Consider the following 23,433-nt stretch of genomic DNA (forward strand, 5'->3'; position numbering starts at 1 on the left):
TCAGGACCGGGGATAACCGATCTCCGCGATGTCATCCTTGAGGTCCTTGAGCATCACCTCGGGGTTGAGCGCCGTGACGATCTCCTCGGTCAGCGGCATCAGCGCGTAGACGTGCGCGACCGCGTCCAACTCGAGGGCGACCTCGTAGTACTCCTCCGCAAACGTCAGGTAGGCCTCTGGCCTGCCATCCACCAGCAGGTCGAACAGCCAGTTCGCACCGTCCTGCTCGACTCCCTCGACCGGCCCACACTGCCAAGCCACGTCGCCGGTACGTCGCCAGAAGCCGACCGTGGCCATCGTGACACCGTCGAGCTTGAAAGCAGGCTCGTCGGCCGCTGCGGCGAGCGCGTCCGGTACGCCGTCGAGCAGGCCCGGCCACACCTCGACCCGGCCGTCGTCACGATGCGGAGAGACCGGCGACTCGTGGTCGAACCCGAGACCGAAGGCACCCTCAGGCGAGAACACGATCGCGTAGTTGTCACCCGACCCGTTGTTCATCAGGGCAGCCTCCTCGGTGTCGGACCAGCGCCCGTCGAAGCTGTAGTAGCAATAGGCCGGATCGCGCGACAGCACCGCATCGAGCATCGCGAGCGCGCGACTGCCGCGGCGGACCCGGTCGATGTCGGGCAACCGGGCGATCAGTTCGTAGACGGACACCGGGCCATTCAACCGGTTCGCGGCCGGGATTATCTCGCTGGGGCCGAGCGGTTGGGTCGGGAGAACGGTCGTTTTCATCTGTTGAGAGGGATGACTGGCATGTCCGCCGGTAAGACTTTTCCGTTGAACCAGTTCGGGATCGCTTTCGGTTTGTCCGGCCTGGCCGGCACCTGGACCGCGGCCGGTGAGAAGCTCGGGGTGGACGCCGCCGTCGCCAACGCGTTCTGGATCCTTGCGGCCGTCGCCTGGGCGATCAGCGTGACCCGGTACCTGCTGGGCGCCCGAAGCGTGCGGCAGATCGTGGCAGACCTGGGGCATCCTGTTCTCGGCCCATTCGCGGCTTTGGCGCCGGTGAGCGGGATGCTGCTCGGGGCGAGGCTCAGTCACTACGCGCCGACGGCGGGCAAGACGGTCGTGGTGGTCATGTTCGTGCTCACCATCGCCGTCGCGACGATCTTCGTCCGCAAGCTGATGCTCGGCGGGCTGGACATCGACAAGCTGCACCCGGGCTACCTGTTGCCCACCGTGGCGGCCGGCCTGATCGGCGGCCAGAGCCTCGCGACGGTTGGGCTGCACTCGATGGGTATCGCGTCCTTCGCGGTCGGCATCCTGATGTGGTTGCTGCTCGGCGCCGCCCTCACGGCTCGCCTCGCCTTCCGACCTTCGTTGCCTACGGCACTCATTCCGACGATCGCGATCTTCGCGGCGCCACCGGCGGTCGGCGGGAACGCGTGGTTCGCGCTGTCGGGTCGCACGGATCTCTTCCAGCACGCGCTTCTGGGCACCTTCGTGCTACTCATCCTGGTGCAGCTGGCGCTGATTCCGACGTACGCGAAGCTGCCGTTCGGGTTGGGTTTCTGGGCACTGACCTTCACGACGGCCGCGAGCGGGACGTACGGCATCCATTGGCTGACCACGTCTGGCGTCGCGTTGGGCGGCGTGTGGACCGTCGTGATCCTGGCCGCCGTCACCCTGCTGATCGGCTGGATCGCGGTCCGTTCGATCGTCCTCGTGACAGTCAATCGACGGAAGACCGCGCTGGTACCCGTCGCTGTACGGTGACAGGACATGGTCGCCGCTAAAGCATTTCCGTTTCCGTTGTTCGGGATCGCGTTCGGTCTGTCCGGTCTGGCCGGGACGTGGACCGTCGCGGCAGACGCTCTTGGGTTCACCCAGGCTTGCGCCAACGCGCTGTGGATCATTGCCGCGAGCACCTGGGTGATCAGCCTGGTCCGGTACGGGCTCGGCGCCCGTACCGTGCGGCAGCTGCTCGCGGATGTCCATCATCCGGTGCAGGGCGTCTTCGTGGCGCTGATCCCGGCCAGCGGCCTGTTGCTGGGCGCACGGCTGAGCCAGTACGCGTCGATCTCCGGCAAGACGGTCGTGGTGATCATGGCGGTGCTGACGGCAGTACTGGCCGCGTACTTCGTGCACCGGCTGATGCTCGGCGGGCTCGAACTCGATCAGATCCACCCGGCGTACCTACTGCCGACGGTCGCGATCACCTTCATCGGCGGGCAGATGCTGACGACGGTCGGACTGCACGAGCTCGGCTTCGCGTCGTTCGGCGTCGGCGTCCTGCTGTGGCTGGTGGTCGGCGCCGTGATCACGGTCCGGCTGGCGACCCGACCGGCGATGCCACATCCGCTGGTCCCGACCTTCGCTGTCTACGCGGCGCCGCCTGCGGTCGGTGGCAATGCGTACTTCGCCCTGACCGGACATCCCGACGCCTTCCAGCACGCCTGGCTGGGCACGTTCATCCTGTTCCTGCTGGTCCAGCTCGCGCTGATCCCGACCATCGCGAAGCTCCCGTTCGCGCTGACTTTCTGGACGATGACCTTCACCACCGCGGCCGCCGGCACCTACGGCATCCACTGGCTGGTCGCGACCGACGCACCCCAGCGCGACCTGTGGACGATCGTCATCCTCGCGATCGTCACCTTGTGGATCGGCTGGGTCGCGGGCCGCTCGATCCTCCTCGTCGCAGCCGAACGCGCGGCGCACCGCCCGGCAGGGGGCGGAGCCGCGCGTTCGTAGTACGGAGTATCAGCGGCGCTGGACGGCTTCTTCGGCTACCTCGACGAGCTCGCGGTCGGTTGCCTCGGTCTCCGGGTCGTGGGCCGGCTCGAGCCGGTCGTGCGCGATCAGGGACTGGATGGCGCGCAGTACCGCGCTCGCCGCCGCACCCCAGGTGGAGACGTAGGAGAACTGCCACCACCACAGCGCCTCGACGACCCGGCCCTCTTCGTAGTGCGCGAGGCCGTGCACCAGGTCGGTCGCGATCGCGGTCAGGTCGTCGGAGAGCCGGTTGACGGTGATCTCCGGCGGAGCGGCGTACGGGTCGAAGACCTCGGCGTACTCGTCGAGGCCCTCGAACAGGATCGCCAGCCGGTCGCGCATCGCGTCCAGGTCCGGATCCGGGCCCGCGTCGCTCTCGAACCGCTCCTCCGGGACGAAGTCCTCGAAGGCGCCCAGCCGCCCGCCGGCCAGCAGCAGCTGGCTCACCTCGAGCAGCAGGTACGGCAGCGAGGCGAGTCCCTCGTCGACGCCGTCCTCATCGGGTTGCGCGGCGATGTCGCGCACGGAGATGAGGAAGCTCTGCACCTGGTCCGCGATCTGTTCGGCGAATTCCAGCAGGTCCTCGGAATCCGTCGCCAAAGCGCGCTCTGCAATATCGGTTGATTCAGTCATCGATCGATCGTCGCCCTTCAAACGCCCGTCCGAGTGTGACCTCGTCGGCGTACTCGAGGTCACCGCCTACTGGAAGTCCACTAGCCAAACGGGTGACGCGCAACCCCATGGGCCTTAACAACCGGCTCAGGTACGTCGCTGTCGCCTCACCCTCGAGGTTCGGATCGGTGGCCAGAATGATCTCCGTCACCGATCCGTCGGCCAGCCGCTGCATCAGTTCCCTGATCCGCAGCTCGTCCGGCCCGATCCCCTCGATCGGCGAGATCGCGCCGCCGAGGACGTGGTAGCGGCCGCGGAACTCGCGGGTCCGCTCGATCGCCACGACGTCCTTGGCTTCCTCGACCACGCAGATCAGCGCGAGGTCGCGACGCGGGTCGCGGCAGATCCGGCACTGCGTCTCCTCCGAGACGTTGCCGCAGATCTCGCAGAACTTGACCTTCTCCTTGACCTGCACGAGCACGTGCGCCAGCCGGCGGACGTCGGTCTCGTCGGTGGAGAGCAGGTGGAAGGCGATCCGCTGCGCGGACTTCGGACCGACGCCGGGGAGCCGGCCGAGCTCGTCGATGAGGTCCTGGACGACCCCCTCGTACACGTCAGCCCGGGTTCTGACCGGCTTGACCGGTCGATCCGCTGGCGTTGCCGTCCGAGTTCCCGGCACTACCGCTCGAGTTGCCGCCGTTGCCGCCGTTGCCGCCGTTGCCGCTCGGGTTGCCGAAGCCGATGGCGGGCTTGGGCGCCTCGTCCTCGCCACTGTCCGCCCCGCCGAACATGCCGTCGAGGCCGGGCAGACCGCCGCCGAGACCACCGGCCAGCGGGCCCATCGCGTTCGCCGCGAGCTGCTTGGCATTCTCCGAGGCGTCCCGGACCGCGGCGACGACCAGGTCGGCCAGCGTCTCGGTGTCGTCGGGGTCCACGGCTTGCGGGTTGATGGTCAGGCTGAGCAGCTCACCGGTACCGGAGACGAGCGCGGTCACCAGCCCACCGCCGGCACTGCCCTCGACCTCCTGGCTCTCCAGGTTGGCCTGCGCCTCCATCAACTGGCTCTGCATGGCTTGTGCCTGGGCGAGCAGGTTGGACATGTCGAACCCACCAGCGCCCTGCGAACCGCCACCGTCGAACACCGCGATCTCCCGTCCGAACTGCTTCCCAGTTCCACTTGCTCCCCGAGCCTAGCCGGTCCCCCCGACAACCCCGCCCCCCGGTGGAAACCGATGAGTCTCCCAAGCCTTCTCCACAAGTTGTGGACACCTTTATCCACAGCCTGTGGACGACCGTCCCGCCAGAGCCTGCTCACTCACTCGCACTCTGTGGATGAACAACACCCAACCTGTGAATTCGAAAAGAGTTCACTTCCGCCCCCTTCCCTCGCGGGCGGGCGTGCGTTCCCATCACGGGCAGGCGTGCGCCGGCACACCCCGCGGACGGAAGGTGCCGTGGTGCCTGAGTGGACCAGCTAGTTGGTTTCTTCGCTGATGATCTGCGCGCCAAGCGTCTCGGCCAGCAGATCGGTATGACTCCGCGAATCCTCTTCGAGCACGATGTCGTCCTCGGCGACGGCCTCCGCCTCCTCCTCAGGAGTCAGCGGCGCCTCTTGAACCTGTACTTGGGCAGCCCGCCGACTCTGCTCGGCCGCCACAGCTGCCTCAGCCGCCCGCCGTTTACTAGCCGCCTGCTCCCGCCGGTCCTCTGCAGGCTCAGGCGTCGCGGCCGGCGCCGGAGGACCTCCGGCCTGCTGGTCCGCTTGCAACCCACCCTGGTCGGCCACCAGCGGAGCTTCCTGTACTGCGACCGCCGCTCCACCGCCAGTCTGTACGCCGACAGCCTGGGCATCCGAAATTGCCCCCGACTCGCGCACCGCCGTGGCCACCGCTCCCGGCGGAGTGTCCGCACCAGTCGCAACGACTACCGGCGCGCTGCCATCACCGGCACCGGGCACACCCGCTTCGTACCCGGCCCTGACTCCACCATCGCCACCAGCACCACCTACCCCTGCTGTCCCCGAGATGCCCGAACCCGGGTCGCCTGCCCCCGGGGCTGCCGATCTCTGGGCACCTGGACCAGGCCCTTGCTGGCTGTTCGATGGGCCGGCGCTCGTGCCGGGCGCGTTCCCACCGGAGCCCGTGCCAGGCGCGTTCCCGCCCGGGCCCGTGCCGGGTGCGTTCGCGCCGGGGGCTGCGGTGGGTGCGTTCGTAGTACCGGGAGTTGGGGAGTCCCAGGAGGAGGGCGGTGGGGAGCTGGGGGGTGGTGCTGCGGGCGGGGTGGCGCCGGGGTCGCTGGAGGGGTCGACGACGGCTTCGATGCGGCGGTTGAGGCCGATCGTGTCGATCATCGCCTGCTGCAGGATCTCGTCGCTGCCGGAGCGCGCGAAGCTCTCCCGGGCGCCGGCGTTCACCAGTCCGAGGGTCAGCGTCTGCTCGTCGATCGCGATGACCTGCGCGTTCTGGCTCAGCATGATCCAGGCGAACCGCCGCTTGGCCTTCACCGCCTCGAGAATCTCCGGCCACAACCGCCGAACATCAATCAACCCAACCGAGCCCGAAGAAGTCCCCGCCGCAGGCCCAGCCCCCCGAGCTGGAGCAGCTTGCGTGGGCACGCCACTCGGAGCGGAAGCAGGCGCGTCAGCACTAGGTGCTGAACGATCGCTCTGCGCGGGAGCAGCCTCAGGCTCATCCCCCCACGCACCAGACCGCGAACCGGTGTTGTCCACACGAGCCGGAGCCGCAGGCTGTGTGCCTTGTGACGCCTGCTCCTGGCGGACGGCCGCAGGCTGGTCCTGAGCTTGCGGCGAGCTACCTGCTCCGGCCTGCTGCGAGCCAGCCACTTGAGCCGACTGCGAAGCGGCAGCCCCACCCGCAATACCCTGCGAAGCTCCCGGCTGGATACCGGCTGGAGCACCCTGCGGGTTCGCTGGCTGGATACCGGCTGGAGCACCCTGCGAGTTCGCTGGCTGGACACCGACGTGGGCGCCCTGGGGAGCTGCTGTCTGGCCCTGGTTGCCGACCGGGGCCGTCGGCTGCTGGTGGGGAGCTGCCTGCGGTTGGTGGGTGGGTGCCGCCTGGACGATCGGAGTACTAGCTGGGATGGAGCCGCCGGTGATGGTCAGGCGGCGTTCCATCCGGTCCAGGCGGGCTTGGATGCCGTTGGTGGAGTCGTCGGCGCCGGGGAGGAGGACCTTGGCGCAGATCAGTTCCAGCTGGAGGCGGGGGGCCGTCGCGCCGCGCATCTCCAGGAGGCCGGCCGCGACGATGTCCGCCGCACGGGTCAGCTCGGCCGCGCCGATACCTGCCGCCTGCGTCTGCAGCCGCTCGCCTTGGTCCTCGGCCGCCTCGATCAGCCCGGAGGCGACTGCATTCGGCACCGCCGACAGGATCACCAGGTCGCGCAGCCGCCGCAGCAGATCCTCGGCGAAGCGCTTCGGGTCCTGCCCGGTCTCGATGACCTTCTCGATCGTCTCGAAAACGGCCTTGCTGTCATGCGCCGCGAACCCGTCCACACACGCATCGAGCAGCGAGTCCGGCGTGAAGCCGAGCAACTGCACAGCCAGCCGGTACGTCACACCGTCCGCGTTCGCTCCACCGATCAGCTGATCGAGCACGCTCAGCGAGTCGCGCACCGACCCGGCACCCGCCCGAACCACCAGCGGCAGCGCGGCCGGCTCGATGGTGACGCCCTCAGCGTCGCACAGGGTCGCCATGTACTCGGCGAGCGCCTTCGGCGGTACCAGCCGGAAGGGGTAGTGGTGCGTGCGGGACCGGATCGTGCCGATCACCTTGTCGGGCTCGGTCGTCGCGAAGATGAACTTGAGGTGCGGCGGCGGCTCCTCGACCAGTTTCAGCAGGGCGTTGAAGCCCTGCGTCGTGACCATGTGCGCCTCGTCGATGATGTAGATCTTGTAGCGGCTCTCGACCGGCGCGAAGAAGGCCCGCTCGCGCAGGTCACGCGCGTCGTCGACACCACCGTGCGAGGCGGCGTCGATCTCGATCACGTCAATGCTGCCGGGACCGCCGCGGGCCAGGTCGGTACAGGACTTGCAGACCCCGCACGGCTCGGCGATCGGGCCCTTCTCGCAGTTGATCGCGCGGGCCAGGATCCGGGCGCTGGTGGTCTTGCCGCAGCCGCGTGGACCGGAGAACAGATAGGCGTGGTTCACCCGGTTGTTGCTCAGCGCGTTCCGCAGCGGAACGGTGACATGGTCCTGCCCGATCACCTCGGAGAAGGTCTCCGGGCGATACCGGCGGTACAACGCAAGGGGTGCTTCCACGACGGCAACCCTAGCGCCGAGCGCCGACAATCCACTCTCCCCCGTGCACAGGCCCGCGCTCGGGTCAGTGCAGACCTTCCTCCAGGAGCCCGAGCAGGTAGTCCCCGTAGCCGGACTTGGGCAGGGCGTCGGCGCAGCGCTGCAGCCCGGCGTCGTCGATGAACCCGCGGCGCCAGGCGATCTCCTCCGGGCAGCTGATCTTCTGTCCTTGCCGCGTCTCGACGGCACGGACGTACTCGCCGGCCGACATCAGCGCGTCGAAGGTGCCGGTGTCGAGCCAGGCTGTGCCGCGGGGCAGCACCTCCACCTGCAACCGCTTGTCCTGCAGGTAGCTGGCGTTGACGGCGGTGATCTCCAGCTCGCCACGCGCCGACGGCCGGACCTCCTTGGCGACCTCGACGACATCGCTGGAGTAGAAGTACAGCCCCGGTACTGCGTACTTGCTCTTCGGCCGTACCGGCTTCTCCTCGATACTCAGCGCCCGCCCGTCCGCGTCGAACTCGACCACCCCGTACGCCGACGGATCCGCGACCCGATACGCGAAGATGACCCCGCCATCCACCTCGTTGAACCGCTGCAGGTGCAAACCGAGTCCCGGGCCGTAGAAGATGTTGTCGCCGAGGGCCAGCGCGACCGGGTCCGAGCCGATGAACGACTCCCCGATCAGGAACGCCTGGGCGAGGCCGTCCGGGCTGGGCTGTTCGGCGTACGAGATTTCCATCCCGAACTGCGAACCGTCGCCCAGCAACCGCCGGAACTGCGCGGCGTCGCCGGGCCGGGTGATCACCAGCACCTCACGGATGTTCGCCAGGATCAGCGTCGACAGCGGGTAGTAGATCATCGGCTTGTCGTACACCGGTAGCAGCTGCTTGCTGACCCCCATGGTCAACGGATGCAGCCGGGTACCGTCACCACCGGCCAGGATGATCCCTCGCATTCCCGTCACCCTACCGACGCCCGCAGCCTTCCGCGCCCGCCCGGCGATTCGACCGGCCAGGGCGGAATTCAGCTGACGCCGACCAACTCTGCGCCCTACTCTGACGCGGACGGCACGGACGAAGGGCACGGACCGGACGACGCGGACGACGATGCCGACACGGACCACGCGAATGGCACCGACGACACGGCCCGGCGCCCGGCGACGACGAGGAGGCATGCTCGTGCTGGACGACGAAGAGTTTCTCGCTCAGGTTGTCGCCAAGCTCGCGGGACTGCCCGGGGTGACGGCGGTTGCGCTTGGTGGCTCGCGTGCTCAGCGAATACATCGGGCTGACAGCGACTGGGATCTGGGGATCTACTACCGGGGCTCCTTCGATCCGCAGGATCTCAGGGAGCTGGGCTGGTCCGGTGAGGTCTTCGAACTGGGTGCCTGGGGTGGCGGGATCTTCAACGGGGGTGCCTGGCTCCAGATCGACGGTCGGAAGGTCGACGTCCACTACCGCGATCTCGCAGTGACCGAGCACGTGATCGCGGAGGCCGAGGTCGGTCAGTTCACGATCGAACCGCTGATGTTCCACCTCGCCGGTATCCCCAGCTACCTCCTCATGGCCGAGCTCGCCTTCGCCCAAGTCCTCCACGGCGACCTCCCGCGCCCCACCTACCCGCCCAAACTCCGAGAGCAAGCCTCGACGAACTGGTGGAACCGCGCTGACATGCTCTTCGGCTACGCCGAGAACAGCTCCACCTCATCCGGACGAGTCACCCAATGCCTGGGGTTGCTGGCTCAGGCGACCATGATGGCGGCCCACGCGGTGATGGCCGCCGAGGGTCGATGGGTGACCAACGAGAAGCGGCTGATCTCGGATGCCGGCCTCGGCTCGGTCGATGACCTCCTGACTGATCTCGGCAAGTCCCCGGAGAACCTTGCCTCGTTGATAGTTGCCGCACGCAACGCCTGCGGCTCCCGCCTCACTCGAGGTGGTAGTTAGCGAAGCGGGTCCGCAGGTCCTTCTTGGAGAACTTGCCGACACTGGTCTTCGGCACCTCGTCGATGAACTCGACCGCGTCGGGCAGCCACCACTTGGCGACCAGCGGCTCCAAGTACGCAAGGATCTCTTCGGACGTCGCCGTCGAACCCTCTTGCAGTACTACGCACGCCAACGGCCGCTCGTCCCACTTCGGGTGCGGTACGCCGATAACCGCCGCCTCCCTGATCGCGGGGTGGGCCATCAGCAGGTTCTCCAGCTCCACCGAGCTGATCCACTCGCCACCGGACTTCACCAGGTCCTTCGTCCGATCGACGAGTCGCACCGAGCCGTACTGATCGATGGCGGCGACGTCGCCCGTCTTCATCCAGCCGTCCTCGGTGTTGAGCTCGACCCCTGCGTCGGGCCGGTAGTACTCCGCCGCGATCCACGGCCCACGGACCTGCAGCTCACCGGTCGCCTCGTCGTTCCACGGCAGTGGAGTGATGGATCCGGGCTCGACGATCCGGACCTCGACTCCCGGCAACGGCAGTCCTTGCCGGGCCCGGAGCTTGGCCTGCTCCTCCTCGGGCAGGCCTTGGTCGCGCGTCGGGATGTGGGACGCCGTCGCCACTGGGCTCGTCTCGGTCATACCCCAGGCCTGCAGGATCGGCTTGCCGAGCTTGCTCCGGAACGCCTCCGACAAGGCGAGCGGCACGGCCGAACCACCACACGGGATCCGCCGGAGCTTTGGCAGCTCCACGCCGTCCAGCAACGGCAACAACCCCTGCCAGATCGTCGGCACACCCGCGGCGACCGTGACGTCTTGCTCCTTCAGCAGCTTGAGGATCCCCTGCGGCGACATGTCCGGGCCGGGGAAGACCAGGCTCGCGCCGGCCATCGGTGCGGCATGCGCGAGACCCCAGGCATTGGCATGGAACATCGGCACCACCGGCAGCACCGTGTCGGTCTCGTGCAGCCCGATGGCGGCGTTGGTGAGCACACCGATCGAATGCAGCCAGGTCGACCGGTGGGAGTAGACGACGCCCTTGGGATTGCCTGTCGTCCCACTCGTGTAGCACATCGCGGCGGCTTGGTTTTCGTCCTCGACGTGGAACTCGACCGGCTCAGCGGCGGCGAGCAGCTCCTCGTAGTCGTGGAAGCGGTCGTCGGCCGGCAACTCGACGCTCGGGGCGCCGGCCGGCAGATCGTCCATCACCACGATGTGCCGGAGCAGCGGCAGCCGGTCGAGCAACGGCAGGAACAGTCCGAGCAACGACCGGTCGACGAAGACCACCTCGTCCTCAGCGTGGTTCGCGATGTAGACGACTTGATCCGGGAAGAGTCTGATGTTGAGCGTGTGCAGCACCCGCCCGGTGCAGGGCGCCGCGAAGTACAGCTCGAGGTGGCGGCCCGAGTTCCAGGCGAAGGTGCCGACCCGGCCGTCGGAGCTGATGCCCAGCGTGTCGAAGACGCCGCCGAGCCGTCTCGTCCGCGCTGCCCACTCCGCGTACGTAGTACTGGTAGGTGCTGGACCGCCGGTGTAGACGGTCTTGTCGGGGAAGAATTGCTCCGCGCGACGGAAGATCGTGTCCAGGGACAGCTGGGAATCCTGCATCAGACCCTTCATGGACACACTGTGCCAGTCCCGATGTCAGGTTGACCATGACCGCGCACTGACCTGCAACTGCACTGAGAAGGAACTCACACCGCCTCCGACCACCCCTCCGGAGCAGTTTCCACCGCCGCGCCGCCCAACCGAACCGACTCGGAGATCGCCAGCGCGATCAGATGGTCTGACTCGCCGAAGCCAGCGGATACGGCGGCTCGCCCACACCCCGGCACCAATTCGCCATCCCGGCCAGCAACGACCCGATCGCGATCTCCTCATCAGCCAGCCGGACCCCGGGAAACGGGTTCCGGTAGACCACCGAGCCGTCGAGGCTGAGATGGTCGAGGGCGAACCCCTCCAGATTCGCTCCGAGCCCCGTCTGCCGCCGAACCAGCTGCGACTCGACAGCGGTCACCGGATCGACGAGCCGAACCACCCGATCGTCGACGAGCTCACCATGACTCCCACGAATGACGATCCGGCTGCTGCGCAAGGGGTTGTGCCACTGATTGTCGGTGAAGTCGTACACCCCGACCCGACCGCCGAAATCCAGCGTCGCCAAGGTGTTCACGGCCGAACGCGCCGACTCCGAGCCGGTCCACCCGTCACGCGTCATCGGATCGACCAGCGGCGCCACGAACTCGCGCGCCGAAACCGTCACCGGCTCCATCCCGACCCCGAGCAGCGCCCGAATCACCGACACCGCGTGGTACAGATGCGTCGACGACAACTGAACAGACCCGACCTCCCCGAGCGCACCACTCCGCACCAGGGACGACTGCGCCGCATGCAAAGGCAGGAAGGGATTCTGCTCGGCCACCTGCACCAGCCCACTGGCGCCCACCGAGGACCAGAGCCGCCGCAGCCCATCGACTGATGGCGCCGGCGGCGTCTCGGTCAACACCGGGATGCCCTCGGCAACCAACTCGGCCGTCACCCCCGGCGCGACCTCCCACGGCACCGACACGACCACGAAGTCCGGCCGCCCAGCCGCCAGCAACGAGCCCACCGACCGGTACGCCGGTACGCCCCACCGCCCCTCGATCTCCTGCCCCCGCTCGGCAGTCCGGGTGACCATGCCACTCACCGCGAACCGTGACGGCATCACCTCCGCCAACCGGAGGAAGAACTCGCTCCGCCACCCGCTACCAACGACCCCGTACCGCCCCGGCTGCTCAGACATGCGTCAAGTCTCCCCTCGAACCATTAGTTGATACGACATACGTGTCGTGTAATGTATTGATCATGAAGATCAGCAAAGTGAGCACCCTCAGCACCGGAAGCGTCCGGATCCGGCCCGAGCACGTCGGCCCCACGGACAAGAGCACGTACGTCTGGCTCGCGACCTCGAAGACCTGGACCCCGCCGCGACCGATCAACGTCTACGTCGTGGAGCACAGTGACGGCCTCGTCCTGTTCGATACCGGCCAGGACCGCGCCTCCGTCACCGATCCGAACTACTTCCCAGGCGGCCTCAACCGCATCGTGTACGACCGGCTGGCGACTTTCGAGATAGCGCCCGAGCAGACCCTCCCCAACCTGCTGACCGCAGCCGGGTACGACATCGCCGACGTACACACGGCCGTGCTCTCGCATCTGCACCAGGACCACATCGGCGGACTGGGAGACCTCAGCAAGGCCCGGATCGTCGTCGCGGACGAGGAGTGGAGGTCGATGCGCCGGCCGCTCGCCGCCGCCCGCGGCTACCTGCGACGACACATCGAGCGCCCCGACCTGCGCTGGGAGCGCATCCACTACGAGGGCATCGACCCGATCGGGCCGTTCGAGCAAGGACACGATCTGCTGCCGACCCCGGGTCACACCGCCGGCTCGCTCTCCATGCTGGTACGCCGTACCGACGCGCCGCCGCTGCTGATGGTCGGCGACCTCACATACGACGCGGAGCTACTCGCTGCCGGCGAGATCCCCGGAGTCGGCAAAAAGCAGGACCTGCACCGCGCCGTCGCCAAGGTCAACCAGCTGCGCGAGCTGTTCCCTGACCTGGTCATCCTGGCCGCACACGATCCCGCCGCACACCTCGCCTTGCACTAGCAGGGAGGATGTCGCTTCATGAAGGTTGCTGAAGAACTCCGGTACCTGATCCTCGCGATCCAGCGAGAGGGCAACCGGCTGCTCGCCGCGGAGCTCCGTCCCCTGGGCATTACCCCGTCTCAGGCGGAGGTACTGCGCGTACTACGCGACCACGGCCCCCTCACCCTGAGCGCGCTCGGCGGACTGCTCGTCTGCGAGACCGGCAACAGCCCGAGCCGCCTGGTGGACCGCCTGGTCGCGCAGGGCCTGGTCCAGCGCGACACGGACCCGGACGACCGCCGGTACCTCGCCCTGAGCCTCACTGCCGAGGGCAAGTCCCTCAGCAAGCGCATAGACGCCGTCGAGGAGAAACTGCACGCCGGCATCGATCACCTCGTCGCCGGCCAACCAGTAGCCGAGACCATCACCACCCTGCGCGCCATGGCCGGCGCCTTCCCCGCCGGAGAGGCACTGGCAAGGCGGCGCACAGCAGAGAAGGAGTAAAGCCCAATGGAACAAGCAACTCTGCACATCATTGGCACACCCGCCGAAGTACTACTCGACCCGCTAGCCCTGCCGTCGTGGAACGAGGCGTTCCTCAGCATCGACGGCCCTGAGACACCAGTGGCCGGCCAGCGCTACCAGCTGCGTGTACGGCCGGGGTTGGCCGGCTGGCTCGAGTACACGGCCATCTCGCCGACCCGCATCGACATCACCTGGCAGGTCCCGGGCTTCCACGAGTCCGGGGTCTGGCAGATCGACCAAAGCAGAGTCACCCACTCGTTCGAGCACACCGGCCCGCTGGCAGCCGTACTGCGACGTGCTTACCGTGGCATCGCCGCAGTACGGCTGCAAAGGCTCTCAGTTGAAGTGGGCGCCCGGCTTGCGGTAGCCGCGCAGTAGGTCGCGCGAGATGATCAGCCGCTGCATCTCGTCCGTCCCCTCGAAGATGCGCCACAGCCGCACCTCACGGAACCAGCGCTCGATCGGCAGCTCCTTCGTGTACCCCATCCCGCCATGGATCTGCAGCACCCGATCGGCGACCCGATTGACCGTATTGGTCCCGTAGAGCTTGGCGATCGCACTGTCGTGCTGCGGCGGCCGCCCCTGATCGACAGACCACGCAGCATAGAAGACAAGCCAGCGCGCCGCCTCCAGCTCGACCTCGGAGTCCGCGATCATCCACTGGATCGCCTGGTTGTCACCGATCGGATTGCCGAACGTCTCCCGCGTGGTCGAATGCTCGATCGCCAACTGCAGCAGGCGTTCACACGCACCGATTCCGCGCGCCGGAATGATGAAACGCCCCTTCATGATCCACCGCATCGCCAGCTCGTAGCCCTGCCCGATCTCGCCGAGCACATGATCGTGAGGCACCCGCACGTCATCGAAACTCAAAGTCGCCGGCACTGCCTGCCCCATCGTCACGATCGGATCGGAGGTCCAGCCGCGGTCCCGGTCGACCAGGAAAGCAGTGAACCCACCCTTCGACCCCTTCTCCGCATCGGTGACCGCGATGACGATCGCAAAATCCGCTTCGTTGCCGCCGGTGATGAAGGTCTTCTCACCCCGGATCACCCACTCGTCACCGTCGCGGCGGGCGGTGGTCCGGATCGCCCGGGTATCGGAGCCGGCTCCCGGCTCGGTGATCGCGAAACACGACTTCCGCTCACCCGAGATCGTCGGCAGCAGGTACTCCTTGCGCTGCTCCTCGTTGCTTTCGAAGAGAATGTTGTCGGCCTCCCCGCCGAACGAGAACGGCACGAAAGTACGCCCGAGCTCACTCGTGATCAGCGCCTGATCGACCGCCGACAGGTCCATCCCGCCGTACTCCTCGGGCGTGCTCAACCCCCAGAACCCGAACGATTTCGCCTTCAGCCGCAGCGCCTTCACCACGTCCGGCTCGATCCCCGGCAACCCTTCCCGCTCCCGCTTGAGCACCTCGTTCTCCAGCGGCATCAGCTCCCGGCGGACGAACTCCCGCGTCGTCTCGCGGATCGCCCGCTGTTCCTCACTGAGCGAGAAGTCGACCATCAGCCCTCCATCGAATGGGTTTTCAACCCACCGTAGGCGTTACTACCCTCGCTCACATGCTGATGGAGATTCGCGGCACCCGCCTGTACGTCGACCAGCGCGGCCCGAAGGACGCGCCGGCCCTCCTGTTCCTGCATGGTGGGCCGGGCTCGGGTACGTACGACTTCCTCTCTTTCCAAGGCGATGCGCTGTCCAGGCATCTCCACCTGATCGCCGTCGACCAGCGCGGCGTCCAGCACTCCGATCCACTCGAAGGCGAAGTCACCGAGCAGGACCTGGTCGCCGACTTCGAGGCGGTCCGGCAGGCGTTGGGGATCAGTACCTGGTCGCTGCTCGGCCACTCGTTCGGCGGCCGGCTGGCGCTCCGGTACGCCGTACTGCATCCCGCGATCGTCGAGCGGGTGATCTTCGAGAACCCGGCCTGGGACTTCGAACTCGTCACCCGGACGCTCGTCCAGGCGGGGCTGCCGCTGTTGCGCGAACTCGGTCTGGACGACGGCGTGGAGGAACTGCTCGACAATCACGGCCCGATGACCGTGGCGCTCTGGCAAGAGCGGATCAGCGCGATGCATCGGCTCGGCGACCGCAGGATGGAGATCTACTACGGACCGAACTCGAAGGACCTGAAACTGCCCGCCGACGAGCTACCCGACGAGATCCAGAGCCGGGCGGGCCGATTCGCCGAGAGCATCATCCACTCGCCCGGCTTCCTCGAATCGCTACTGCCGCTGCTCAGCCAGGTACCGCAGGCCGCCCTGCTCATCAAGGGCGGCTACGACCCCGTCACCAGCCCAACGGAGATCACCCGCTTCCAGCAGGACGTCCGCAACGGCTGCTACCGCTACTTCGAAGCCGCCGGCCACTTCGTCCACGCGGAAGCGGCCGACGCCTACACCTCTTTGGTGACCTCGTTCGTACTGGACCGATAGCTATCAGGGGGCGGTCGGGACCGTGCGCTTGTGGATGGTGCGGCGGTGGTAGCCGATGATCGTCTCGGCCGCCTTGTCGCTGACCTGCTTGCCCTCGAGGAAGTCGTCGATCTCGTCGTACGTCACCCCGAGCACCAGCTCATCCGGCACCCCCGGGTTGGCCGTCTCCAGATCAGCCGTCGGCACCTTGCCAGTGATCAGCTCGGACGCACCGAGCTTCGCGCCCACCGCCCGCACCCGCCGCTTGGTGAGCCCCGTCAGCGGGGTCAGGTCGCAGGCGCCATCGCCGTACTTCGTGAAGAACCCCATCACCGCCTCGGCCGCGTGATCCGTCCCGACCACGAGCCCGCCGCGCACACCAGCGACGGCGTACTGCGCGACCATCCGCTGCCGCGCCTTGACGTTGCCGCTGTGGAAATCTTCGCGATCCCCGAGATCGGCATGCCGAACCGACTCGACCAGCGCGTCCGTGGCCGGCTTGACGTCGACCGTGAGCGTCTCGTCCGGGCGGATGAATTCGAGCGCCCGCTGCGCGTCATCCTCATCAGCCTGTACGCCGTACGGCAGCCGCATCGCGATGAAGCTCGCCTGGCCGCCCTCCGCTCGGACGCGCTCGACGGCTAGCTGGCAGAGGCGGCCCGCAGTACTGGAGTCGACGCCGCCGGAGATACCCAGCACGTACGCCTTGGCACCCGAGCTCCGAAGCTGGTCGACGAGGAACGCGACCCGGCGCTCGATCTCGACGTCGGCATCGAAGGAGGGCGTCACCCCGAGCTCGCCGATGATCAGTTCCTGCAGGTACCGGCGCTCGAGCTCGCTCATCGGACTCCCTCGTAGGCGTGGATCGTTTCGATCCCAGCCTATTTCGCCGCGGTTGGAGGCTGCGGCGAAGGGGTCCGGACATAAGGATTCCCCGCGCACCCGGAAGAGCTCACTTACCCTTGCTGCCTTCCGGCCCTGGGGGAGTTGGGCGAGATACCGCCACGCGGGGAACCAGCCAGAAGTGTACGTGATCAGTCCCCCCACCTCAGAATCCGGCCCCTCGCCACAGCTCCGGAGCCCTTGCAAGCCCACATCTGGTGGGCTTGGACACCACCCGGTGACCTCGGACACGGTATTTCTTGTTCAAGGTCGCCACGTGGTGTCCAAGCCCACGAGATGCGGCGTTGAGTGCCAGGCGGAATGCCCGGAGTTGCCGGTCGGTTGGCATTGCTATGACGAGCCTCGACTTCGGCCCTTTCGGGATCACCACCGGTCTGACCAGCAGCTCTGACTCCCTCGACGCGGCGCAGGCCGCGGAGGACCTCGGCTACCCCGCCATCTGGCTCTCCGGCGGCCCCTTGCCCGGCCTCCAGACCGTCACCGACCTCATCCGGGCGACCTCGACGATCAGATTCGTCACCGGCATCCTCTCGGTCGACACCTACAGCGCCACCGACGTAACTTCCGCGTACGCCGCCCTGGAGGCCGCCGCTCCCGGCCGCTTCACCGTGGGCCTAGGTGGCGCCCACGGCCCCCACCCATTAGCCCGGCTGAACGAGTACCTCGACCACCTGGACGGCGTACCGGCTGACGGCGACCCGCAGGGCGGCGTACCGGTCGAGCACCGCCTGCTGGCAGCGCTCGGCCCGCGGATGCTGGAGTTAGCCCGGGACCGGACTGCAGGGGCGTACCCGTTCCTCATCACGCCCGAGTACACCGCCGAAGCACGCCAGACCCTCGGCCCCGACAAGCTACTAACCGTCGCCCACCTCGTCGTCCTGGAGACCGACCCCGACCGCGCCCGAGCGATCGCCCGAGACACCATCAGCTTCTTCCCCCGGATCCCCGGCTATGCCGCCTCCCTCAAACGCCAAGGCTTCACCGACGCCGACCTGACCGACCTCCCCGACCACCTGGTCGACTCACTCGCCGCCTGGGGAACCCCCTCCCAAATAGCCGACAAACTCCACGCCCACCACACCGCCGGCGCCAACCACGTCTCCATCAACGTCATCACCGGCATCACCGGCCCCCAGCCGATCGACCAGTGGCGAGCCCTAGCCCCCGCCCTGCTTTCGTAGCAACTGCTTCTCATAGAGCCGCGTCAGGCTTTCGAGCTTGTCGTACCGATAAGGCTTCACCTCACCGGTCTGCCCAAACCCCAGCCGCTCCCAGAACCCCTGTGCCTCCGCGGCATTGGTGTCCACTACAGCCAACCTGAGAGTCCGTATCTCCGACCACTCGCGCCCGACGTACTCCTCCACTCCCTGGTACGCCGCTGCGCCGGCACCCTTCCCGCGATGCTCACCGTGGACTTCGAGCAGGCCAATGAAAGCCGTGCGCTCGTTGGGATATCCCCTGAGCAGATCGACCACCGCGACGAGCTGCACACCATCCCAGAGCCCTAGTACCTTCTTCTGCTCGGCGTGTAAGCCCTCGGGCCGCATCATCAACAGACCCTGCGCGTCGGCCGGCCCTGGCGGATACCCGGTGACCCGCTCCGTGTACCCCGGATCCGACTCGATCAGCTCCTGGAGCGCATCCACCTCATCCGGCGCGAACTCCCGCAGTACCGTCACTCCGCAGCCTCCAACTCCCCAACGCTGCGGGCCATGATCGCCGGGATATGCCGGCCGACCTTCTCCGGCGCCCAGTCCCACCAGGCAACGCCCAGCAACCTGGCGATCTCGTCCTCCGCGAAGCGCTTGCGAATCAACTTGGACGGGTTGCCCCCAACGATCCCGTACGCCGGTACGTCCTCAACCACGACCGCCTCGGCCGCGACGAGCGCCCCGTCCCCGATCCGCACCCCAGGCATCACCGTCGCCCCGTACCCGAACCACACGTCGTTCCCGACCACCGTGTCACCTCTCAGGCAACCCCGTGATCAGGTTGAAGTGCTCCGCCCAGTCCCCGCCCATGATCGGAAACGGAAACGTCGACGGCCCATCCATCCGATGATTGGCCCCGTTCATCACGAACGTCGTCCCCTCACCCAGCGCGCAGTACTTCCCGATCCGCAACATCTCGGGCCCGTAGTTATACAGCACGTTCTTCTCAAGAAACCGCTCGGGCTCCACCGGATCGTCGTAGTACGAGTACTCCCCCACCTCCACCAGGGCCGAGTCCACCACCCCCTTGAGCAGCACCACCCGCTCAACCCCCGCCACCGGATACACAACCCCCGAATCAGGCACACCATCCATACCCCCGACCCTAGGCGCCCCCTCGCCCTCGCCACCCCCGATTTTCATCCCCACCCCAACCTCGCGTATCCTCGCGCCTGGAGGATTCGCCTAGAGGCCTAGGGCGCACGCTTGGAAAGCGTGTTGGGGGCAACCCCTCACGAGTTCGAATCTCGTATCCTCCGCCACTCTGCTGAGTGGCCACCCGATCGGTGTTTCCGCTGGTCAGCGCACTACGTGGTCACTTCCAGGGGACGAACACAGAACGGCCCGGTCGCATCAGCGACCGGGCCGTTTTCATGCTTAGTCTCAACGGCAGTCTCAACAGGTCGTTCAGGCGGACATTTGCAGGCCCGCAGCGCCCTCGTCCGGCTCCGATTTCCTGCCCTTGTCCTTCGCCTTGCGCTTGGACTTCTTGCGCTTCTTCTTGGTCTTCGGCTCCTCCCAGATCAAGCCACCGAGCCGAGCCGCGATGTCCATCCGGATCTGGGCGGTGACGTGCTGATACCGCTTCACCATCGATGACGAGGACCAGCCCATGAGGTCCATCACCGCCCGTTCGGGTACTCCGAGCAGCAGCAGAACCGTTGCCGCCGCGTGCCGGGCATCGTGCAGCCGACCGTCCCGGATCCCGGCAGCCACCAGGATCTCTTTCCACTCGCGGTAGTCCATGTTCGGACTGAGCGCCTCACCGGTTCGCTTGGCAAAGATCCACCCTTCGTCCTTCCAGAGCTGTCGAGCTATCGCCCTTTCGGTGTCCTGCTCGCTCTTGTGCTCCTGCAGAATCCTGGTCAGGGCAGGCGGCAGGCCGATCGTCCGACGCCCCGCACGAGACTTCGTCGGCGCAGTGTCCGGCCGTGCCTTCTGACGACTTGGGCAGAAGCCCGGCTTCCGGCCGCACGGTTTTCCGTCGCAGCCGTGTTTGTACTTCGGCCGATTCAGGCTCCGCCGTACCTTCAGAACACCGGTCTCCAGGTTGACGTCCGACCACTTCAACCCCAGAGCCTCGCCCTGGCGCAAACCCAGCGATAGCGCAATCGCCCACCGCGCCGAATTCCGGCGCTTATTCGCCTCGGCCAAAATGGCCTTGATCTCGTCCACCGAGTAGGGATCGATCTCGTCCTCTTCCTCCAGGTCGAGACGCGGAGGAATCGCCTTCTCTGCCGGGTTCGGAACAGTCAGGGCACCCCGCCTGTCGGCCTCACCCAGCGCCGTCCGGATAGTCCTATGCGCCTGGTGAGCAGTACCCGCGCTAGCTCCCTCCTCCTGCATCTTCGAGTAGAAACGCTCTAGATGCTCGGGCTCCAACTTGTTCAGCTTGTGCGCTCCGAGTCCCGGAATGAGATGCACTCGCACCGCGACCTCATAGGCGTCGTACGAACCATCCCGCAGGTTCGGCCGGGCGATAGTCAGCCAGTGAGTCAGCCATTCCGCGACCGTCCATTTCTTCTTACCGGCCGGACGAATCTTCCCGCTGTCTCTCTCGTTCTCCAGTTCGGTGACACGGTCGGCAACCTCATCTTTCGACTTCCGCATGACGTGCCGTCGGTCAGGCGTGCCGTCATCCTTGATCCCCATAGTCACGCGGCCGTGCCAGTAGCCGTCTTTGCCTTTGTAGATAGTCGATCGACCGTCCGCGTTCTTCGACCGCTTGTCGTTCTCGTTCACTTATCTGCCTTCCTAAGCGGCCTGGTTTTCGGCGCGGGCCCGCGTCCGAAGTCGGTCGATGTATTCGGTGACGCACTCGGTCGGAATCTTCCGGAGGCGACCAAGTGGGATCGATTCGAGTTCGCCAGACTTCACCAGCGCGAAGGCTGTAGTCCGTCCGACGCCTAGCAATCGCGCGGCTTCCTCCACAGTCAGCAGCAACGGCCCAGCGGTAACCGGCAAGCTCTCGGTGACGCTCATCAGGAACTGATCTCCTTCGGTCCGTGTGATCGATCTGTGGATGTGGTGCCTCTTCACGCGGTCTCGCGAATGGGATTGACGTCATCAGCGAGCGTTGGGACGGGCCGGGGTCCCCAAGCCGTCCCAGCCGTCCCAGGCATAACTTCCCTGGTCAGGCCCGGGACGGCTTGGGTGCTTGGGACGGCTTGAGCCGTCCCAGGGGGTGAAGCCGTCCCCGTGCTGACCTGCGAAGGGACGGCTGGGACGGCTGGGACGCCTTCCCCCGCGACTGTCTTTGGCTCCGGGCAGTACCTGTTCCACGCGTCGGCGAAATCGCTGCGGGTGTAGCCCTTGGCCTGTCCGGTGGTGAATCGAATGTTGGCGCTGCGGATCTCGAAATCGCGCAGCAGGTTGCCCATCTTCATCGGGGTCAGCCCGTTGGCTCCGTGGGTTACCCAGGGTGCTTCGGGGTCGGCTTTGAGCCGGTCGAGCAAGACGGCGGTGGGCAGCGCGTCGGCGTCTTGGAACGCGATTCGGCAGTCCGACAGGAGCCGGGTGTGCAGCGACGTTTCGTCGCCCGCGTCACGGTCGCTGGTAAGCGACACAGCGGCCTTGCGGGCAGCGCGTGGCCAGTTGCCTCCCGCAAGGTCGGCCACGGCGATCAGCGGCTCCCACGTATCAGCGGCGCGGTCTTCGAGCGGCATGTCCGGAGCGGCGGCCGTGAGGATATCCAGGTGGGCGGTCAGCCACTCATTGAGCCGCTTCCGCAGCTCGCCTAGCTGCGGACCATCGCGGCGAACCCGATATGGCTCAACCTCTTCACCGGGCGCGCGACGGCGCATCCGGATAATCGCGGCCCGGTCCTCGATCGTGTCCGGCATGACACCGATACCCGCGAGCGCTGCCATGGCGAACGTCTGGATGTCTTCGACGTCGTCCTTGCTCGCGTTGTAGCGCAGAGTCGGCCGGTTGCGTTGGTGCCCGGCGTTCAGCAGTCCGCGCAGGTCTTCGTTGTCGCCTGCCTTCGGCCCAAAGATCGTGTCCGCCTCATCGATCAGCAACGTCGGCGGATCAGACGGGCGCTTGCCGATCGACCGGTAGACCGCTGACGGGCTGGCGTTGGTGGTCATCAGCGGCCGGTGAGACATGCCCTCGACCATGTCCAGTAGCCGGGACTTTCCGCAGCGCTTCTCAGGTGCCCGGATCACCAACCGTGGCGCGCAGTTCCACGCCGGTACGGCATGCGTGGCGGCGATCCACAGCACGACTGCGACCATCGCGGAAGTGCTGGGCAAGATGACGTAGCGAGCCACCGTGGCGCTCACATCATCCAGCAGCTCGGCACCGTCGATGGGCTCGGCCTGGTCGTGGTTGTCGTCGGTCATGCGGCGATCCCTTCGGCTCGGAAACCGCCATCGATGGCGGCTCGAATGTCCCGCTCGCTCTGGGCCGCCTGGTGGCCAACAAAGGTCAGCGCGGCGACAGCGTCGGCCTGGTCGATGGCACCGGCCGCGACCATCCGCGCAACACCTCTGGCAGCGCCGTAGAGAGTCGCGCGGCGCTTGCCCTTCGGGGCACGGCGTACGGCGTCCAGATGCGCGTCTAGGAGCTTGTCCGGGTGGGAGATGCCCCCGCCCCGTTGTGTCGACACCGGGCCGGTTTTCGAGGTGACCGTTTTGGCCGGCGTAGCGGGCTGACATGCCGCGATGAGGAGCGGGGGCATCTCCTGCACTTCGGTGCTGCGGTCGCCCCACTGGTACGGGCGGCCGGTGCGGTGGTGGATCGAGGGCGGCAGCACGACATACCCGCCATCTGCCTTGATGTCGATCCCCTGCTGGTACGGCATCGGCCGCGACGGCATGTGCTGGCCAGGATGGCGGTAATACAGGTGCTGTCCCCACGACCCGGTACGGACCCAGACCGTGCGGGGCAGCAGGTGGCGGAAGTGGAGATTGAGCAGGCTCTCGTTGCCGCCGTGCGCGGGATCGACGTCGACCACCAGGAGGCCGGACACGGCACCGGTGCGGACGGCGAGCTGACCGCGCGGAACGGCCTGGATGATCTTGGCGATCCGGGCCGGGTCGGTGGTCGCGGCGTAGAAGCCGTGGCAGGTCAGGTGCCCGCAGGACGCGGGGTTGTGGTCGGTGGCGTCGCTGCAGTCGTCGCAGTTGGCTACGGGCCGCTTAGAGCGGCCGAGCATGAACACCGGCCAGCCACGGTCGGCGGCTGCGAGTGCGGCGGTGAGGATCTCGTTCATCGG

The 23,433-nt window shown here is 67.0% G+C and carries 25 protein-coding genes, 1 tRNA gene and 1 other RNA gene; 9 read left to right on the forward strand and 18 right to left on the reverse strand.

Features of this window, described 5'->3' with window-relative positions; genetic code table 11:
* Positions 1 to 657 (reverse strand): hypothetical protein, encoded by a 657-nt coding sequence (locus tag AB0M15_RS10030; protein WP_363815929.1) that lies wholly within the window; start codon positions 655 to 657, stop codon positions 1 to 3.
* A gap of 99 nt (positions 658 to 756) precedes the next feature.
* On the opposite strand from AB0M15_RS10030, the gene AB0M15_RS10035 reads away from it, so the two are divergent.
* Both AB0M15_RS10035 and AB0M15_RS10040 read left to right on the forward strand, forming a co-directional pair.
* Positions 757 to 1,719 (forward strand): hypothetical protein, encoded by a 963-nt coding sequence (locus tag AB0M15_RS10035; RefSeq protein WP_363815931.1) that lies wholly within the window; start codon positions 757 to 759, stop codon positions 1,717 to 1,719.
* A gap of 6 nt (positions 1,720 to 1,725) precedes the next feature.
* A complete protein-coding gene (locus tag AB0M15_RS10040; RefSeq protein ID WP_363815933.1) occupies positions 1,726 to 2,694 on the forward strand; it encodes a hypothetical protein in 969 nt (322 codons plus the stop codon).
* A gap of 9 nt (positions 2,695 to 2,703) precedes the next feature.
* On the opposite strand, the gene AB0M15_RS10045 is transcribed toward AB0M15_RS10040, so the two are convergent.
* The 5 genes from AB0M15_RS10045 to rfbA form a co-directional block, all read right to left on the reverse strand.
* Entirely contained in the window at positions 2,704 to 3,348 is a 645-nt protein-coding gene (locus AB0M15_RS10045; protein ID WP_328332473.1) for a DUF5063 domain-containing protein, read from the reverse strand.
* Positions 3,341 to 3,940 (reverse strand): recombination mediator RecR, encoded by a 600-nt coding sequence (gene recR, locus AB0M15_RS10050; RefSeq protein WP_363815936.1) that lies wholly within the window; start codon positions 3,938 to 3,940, stop codon positions 3,341 to 3,343. Before recR ends, AB0M15_RS10045 begins: the two co-directional genes overlap by 8 nt.
* Position 3,941: 1 nt before the next feature.
* Positions 3,942 to 4,469 (reverse strand): YbaB/EbfC family nucleoid-associated protein, encoded by a 528-nt coding sequence (locus AB0M15_RS10055; RefSeq protein WP_363815938.1) that lies wholly within the window; start codon positions 4,467 to 4,469, stop codon positions 3,942 to 3,944.
* Positions 4,470 to 4,801: 332 nt separating this feature from the next.
* Complete coding sequence (locus AB0M15_RS10060) at positions 4,802 to 7,609, reverse strand: DNA polymerase III subunit gamma and tau (protein WP_363815940.1); 2,808 nt, start codon at positions 7,607 to 7,609, stop codon at positions 4,802 to 4,804.
* Positions 7,610 to 7,673: 64 nt separating this feature from the next.
* Positions 7,674 to 8,546, reverse strand: a complete 873-nt coding sequence (gene rfbA / locus AB0M15_RS10065) for a glucose-1-phosphate thymidylyltransferase RfbA (RefSeq protein WP_363815942.1) — start codon at positions 8,544 to 8,546, stop codon at positions 7,674 to 7,676.
* A gap of 217 nt (positions 8,547 to 8,763) precedes the next feature.
* Between rfbA and AB0M15_RS10070 the strand changes: the two genes are divergently transcribed.
* Positions 8,764 to 9,537: a nucleotidyltransferase domain-containing protein gene (locus AB0M15_RS10070; protein ID WP_363815944.1), complete on the forward strand. Its 774-nt coding sequence runs from the start codon at positions 8,764 to 8,766 to the stop codon at positions 9,535 to 9,537.
* On the opposite strand, the gene AB0M15_RS10075 is transcribed toward AB0M15_RS10070, so the two are convergent.
* A complete protein-coding gene (locus AB0M15_RS10075; protein WP_363815946.1) occupies positions 9,518 to 11,143 on the reverse strand; it encodes a long-chain fatty acid--CoA ligase in 1,626 nt (541 codons plus the stop codon). The genes AB0M15_RS10070 and AB0M15_RS10075 overlap by 20 nt on opposite strands.
* Before the next feature lie 157 nt (positions 11,144 to 11,300).
* The gene (locus tag AB0M15_RS10080) at positions 11,301 to 12,308 is read right to left on the reverse strand and encodes a Gfo/Idh/MocA family oxidoreductase (RefSeq protein ID WP_363815948.1); all 1,008 of its coding nucleotides are present in this window, start codon (positions 12,306 to 12,308) and stop codon (positions 11,301 to 11,303) included.
* A gap of 62 nt (positions 12,309 to 12,370) precedes the next feature.
* On the opposite strand from AB0M15_RS10080, the gene AB0M15_RS10085 reads away from it, so the two are divergent.
* Genes AB0M15_RS10085 through AB0M15_RS10095 form a run of 3 tightly spaced genes read left to right on the forward strand, consistent with a single transcriptional unit; the run spans position 12,371 to position 14,059 of the window.
* The gene (locus AB0M15_RS10085) at positions 12,371 to 13,177 is read left to right on the forward strand and encodes an N-acyl homoserine lactonase family protein (protein ID WP_363815950.1); all 807 of its coding nucleotides are present in this window, start codon (positions 12,371 to 12,373) and stop codon (positions 13,175 to 13,177) included.
* A gap of 18 nt (positions 13,178 to 13,195) precedes the next feature.
* The gene (locus AB0M15_RS10090; RefSeq protein ID WP_363815952.1) at positions 13,196 to 13,660 is read left to right on the forward strand and encodes a MarR family transcriptional regulator; all 465 of its coding nucleotides are present in this window, start codon (positions 13,196 to 13,198) and stop codon (positions 13,658 to 13,660) included.
* 6 nt (positions 13,661 to 13,666) lie between these two features.
* Entirely contained in the window at positions 13,667 to 14,059 is a 393-nt protein-coding gene (locus AB0M15_RS10095; protein WP_363815953.1) for a hypothetical protein, read from the forward strand.
* Here AB0M15_RS10095 and AB0M15_RS10100 read toward each other — a convergent pair.
* Positions 14,018 to 15,190: an acyl-CoA dehydrogenase gene (locus AB0M15_RS10100; RefSeq protein ID WP_363815955.1), complete on the reverse strand. Its 1,173-nt coding sequence runs from the start codon at positions 15,188 to 15,190 to the stop codon at positions 14,018 to 14,020. The genes AB0M15_RS10095 and AB0M15_RS10100 overlap by 42 nt on opposite strands.
* 56 nt (positions 15,191 to 15,246) lie before the next feature.
* On the opposite strand from AB0M15_RS10100, the gene AB0M15_RS10105 reads away from it, so the two are divergent.
* Positions 15,247 to 16,119, forward strand: coding sequence for an alpha/beta hydrolase (locus tag AB0M15_RS10105; RefSeq protein ID WP_363815957.1), 873 nt, complete (start codon positions 15,247 to 15,249; stop codon positions 16,117 to 16,119).
* Positions 16,120 to 16,122: 3 nt separating this feature from the next.
* Here AB0M15_RS10105 and nadE read toward each other — a convergent pair whose 3' ends face one another.
* Together nadE and ffs are read right to left on the reverse strand one after the other, a co-directional pair.
* Positions 16,123 to 16,941 carry an ammonia-dependent NAD(+) synthetase gene (nadE, locus tag AB0M15_RS10110; RefSeq protein ID WP_363815959.1) on the reverse strand — a complete coding sequence of 273 codons (819 nt, stop codon included), beginning with the start codon at positions 16,939 to 16,941 and terminating at the stop codon, positions 16,123 to 16,125.
* A 79-nt stretch (positions 16,942 to 17,020) separates the two neighbouring features.
* An RNA gene (ffs, locus tag AB0M15_RS10115) (signal recognition particle sRNA small type) lies at positions 17,021 to 17,117 on the reverse strand.
* 216 nt (positions 17,118 to 17,333) lie between these two features.
* Between ffs and AB0M15_RS10120 the strand changes: the two genes are divergently transcribed.
* Positions 17,334 to 18,182 (forward strand): TIGR03620 family F420-dependent LLM class oxidoreductase, encoded by an 849-nt coding sequence (locus AB0M15_RS10120; protein ID WP_363815961.1) that lies wholly within the window; start codon positions 17,334 to 17,336, stop codon positions 18,180 to 18,182.
* Here the strand turns inward: AB0M15_RS10120 and AB0M15_RS10125 are convergent.
* The 3 genes from AB0M15_RS10125 to AB0M15_RS10135 are packed head-to-tail and all read right to left on the reverse strand — an operon-like array spanning position 18,159 to position 19,307.
* Entirely contained in the window at positions 18,159 to 18,680 is a 522-nt protein-coding gene (locus tag AB0M15_RS10125) for a GNAT family N-acetyltransferase (RefSeq protein WP_363815963.1), read from the reverse strand. The genes AB0M15_RS10120 and AB0M15_RS10125 overlap by 24 nt on opposite strands.
* The gene (locus AB0M15_RS10130; RefSeq protein WP_363815965.1) at positions 18,677 to 18,961 is read right to left on the reverse strand and encodes a hypothetical protein; all 285 of its coding nucleotides are present in this window, start codon (positions 18,959 to 18,961) and stop codon (positions 18,677 to 18,679) included. The genes AB0M15_RS10125 and AB0M15_RS10130 overlap by 4 nt, the downstream gene beginning before the upstream one ends.
* Positions 18,962 to 18,965: 4 nt before the next feature.
* Entirely contained in the window at positions 18,966 to 19,307 is a 342-nt protein-coding gene (locus AB0M15_RS10135; protein WP_363815967.1) for a hypothetical protein, read from the reverse strand.
* A gap of 79 nt (positions 19,308 to 19,386) precedes the next feature.
* Here AB0M15_RS10135 and AB0M15_RS10140 point away from each other — a divergent pair.
* Positions 19,387 to 19,474 (forward strand) — tRNA-Ser (locus AB0M15_RS10140).
* Positions 19,475 to 19,619: 145 nt separating this feature from the next.
* Here AB0M15_RS10140 and AB0M15_RS10145 read toward each other — a convergent pair.
* The 4 genes from AB0M15_RS10145 to AB0M15_RS10160 are packed head-to-tail and all read right to left on the reverse strand — an operon-like array spanning position 19,620 to position 23,430.
* Positions 19,620 to 20,954 carry a site-specific integrase gene (locus tag AB0M15_RS10145; protein ID WP_363815968.1) on the reverse strand — a complete coding sequence of 445 codons (1,335 nt, stop codon included), beginning with the start codon at positions 20,952 to 20,954 and terminating at the stop codon, positions 19,620 to 19,622.
* A gap of 12 nt (positions 20,955 to 20,966) precedes the next feature.
* Positions 20,967 to 21,194, reverse strand: a complete 228-nt coding sequence (locus AB0M15_RS10150) for a helix-turn-helix domain-containing protein (protein ID WP_363815970.1) — start codon at positions 21,192 to 21,194, stop codon at positions 20,967 to 20,969.
* Between the two features lie 53 nt (positions 21,195 to 21,247).
* Complete coding sequence (locus AB0M15_RS10155; protein WP_363815972.1) at positions 21,248 to 22,558, reverse strand: DUF3631 domain-containing protein; 1,311 nt, start codon at positions 22,556 to 22,558, stop codon at positions 21,248 to 21,250.
* On the reverse strand, positions 22,555 to 23,430 hold the full coding sequence (locus tag AB0M15_RS10160) for a bifunctional DNA primase/polymerase (RefSeq protein WP_363815974.1): 876 nt from the start codon (positions 23,428 to 23,430) through the stop codon (positions 22,555 to 22,557). The genes AB0M15_RS10155 and AB0M15_RS10160 overlap by 4 nt, the downstream gene beginning before the upstream one ends.
* Positions 23,431 to 23,433 lie beyond the last annotated feature (3 nt).

This window comes from Kribbella sp. NPDC051718, from assembly GCF_040681515.1.
Classification (GTDB): Bacteria; Actinomycetota; Actinomycetes; order Propionibacteriales; family Kribbellaceae; genus Kribbella.

Coding starts and splice junctions, on each gene's coding strand:
- AB0M15_RS10035 (WP_363815931.1), top strand. CDS start 757: ATGTCCGCCGGTAAGACTTTTCCGTTGAACCAGTTCGGGATCGCTTTC.
- AB0M15_RS10040 (WP_363815933.1), top strand. CDS start 1,726: ATGGTCGCCGCTAAAGCATTTCCGTTTCCGTTGTTCGGGATCGCGTTC.
- AB0M15_RS10045 (WP_328332473.1), bottom strand. CDS start 3,348: ATGACTGAATCAACCGATATTGCAGAGCGCGCTTTGGCGACGGATTCC.
- rfbA (WP_363815942.1), bottom strand. CDS start 8,546: ATGCGAGGGATCATCCTGGCCGGTGGTGACGGTACCCGGCTGCATCCG.
- AB0M15_RS10070 (WP_363815944.1), top strand. CDS start 8,764: ATGCTCGTGCTGGACGACGAAGAGTTTCTCGCTCAGGTTGTCGCCAAG.
- AB0M15_RS10075 (WP_363815946.1), bottom strand. CDS start 11,143: ATGAAGGGTCTGATGCAGGATTCCCAGCTGTCCCTGGACACGATCTTC.
- AB0M15_RS10080 (WP_363815948.1), bottom strand. CDS start 12,308: ATGTCTGAGCAGCCGGGGCGGTACGGGGTCGTTGGTAGCGGGTGGCGG.
- AB0M15_RS10085 (WP_363815950.1), top strand. CDS start 12,371: ATGAAGATCAGCAAAGTGAGCACCCTCAGCACCGGAAGCGTCCGGATC.
- AB0M15_RS10090 (WP_363815952.1), top strand. CDS start 13,196: ATGAAGGTTGCTGAAGAACTCCGGTACCTGATCCTCGCGATCCAGCGA.
- AB0M15_RS10095 (WP_363815953.1), top strand. CDS start 13,667: ATGGAACAAGCAACTCTGCACATCATTGGCACACCCGCCGAAGTACTA.
- AB0M15_RS10100 (WP_363815955.1), bottom strand. CDS start 15,190: ATGGTCGACTTCTCGCTCAGTGAGGAACAGCGGGCGATCCGCGAGACG.
- AB0M15_RS10105 (WP_363815957.1), top strand. CDS start 15,247: ATGCTGATGGAGATTCGCGGCACCCGCCTGTACGTCGACCAGCGCGGC.
- nadE (WP_363815959.1), bottom strand. CDS start 16,941: ATGAGCGAGCTCGAGCGCCGGTACCTGCAGGAACTGATCATCGGCGAG.
- AB0M15_RS10120 (WP_363815961.1), top strand. CDS start 17,334: ATGACGAGCCTCGACTTCGGCCCTTTCGGGATCACCACCGGTCTGACC.
- AB0M15_RS10135 (WP_363815967.1), bottom strand. CDS start 19,307: ATGGATGGTGTGCCTGATTCGGGGGTTGTGTATCCGGTGGCGGGGGTT.
- AB0M15_RS10150 (WP_363815970.1), bottom strand. CDS start 21,194: ATGAGCGTCACCGAGAGCTTGCCGGTTACCGCTGGGCCGTTGCTGCTG.
- AB0M15_RS10155 (WP_363815972.1), bottom strand. CDS start 22,558: ATGACCGACGACAACCACGACCAGGCCGAGCCCATCGACGGTGCCGAG.
- AB0M15_RS10160 (WP_363815974.1), bottom strand. CDS start 23,430: ATGAACGAGATCCTCACCGCCGCACTCGCAGCCGCCGACCGTGGCTGG.